The 255-nt window shown below is 48.6% G+C and carries 1 rRNA gene; it reads right to left on the reverse strand.

Features of this window, described 5'->3' with window-relative positions:
• A 23S ribosomal RNA gene (locus HC175_RS23810) occupies positions 1–255 on the reverse strand; the annotation flags it as partial.

Consider the following 255-nt stretch of genomic DNA (forward strand, 5'->3'; position numbering starts at 1 on the left):
GTTCCTTAGCCATGAATCTCTCGAGCACCTTAGAATTCTCATCCCAACTACCTGTGTCGGTTTGCGGTACGGGCTGCTTTTGCTCGCTTTTCTTGGAAGTCGATATTCAGGATTATCACCGCCGCCGTAGCTTTGGTGTACTATCGGAGTGTTACCACATCCTTCAACGCACTATTCCGTCAGTGCGCACCTAATTCTCGCCTCCGTCACTTTTAACGCAAAGCAGGTACCAGAATATTAACTGGTTGTCCATCG

The sequence above is a fragment of the Salinimicrobium oceani genome (genome assembly GCF_012037645.1).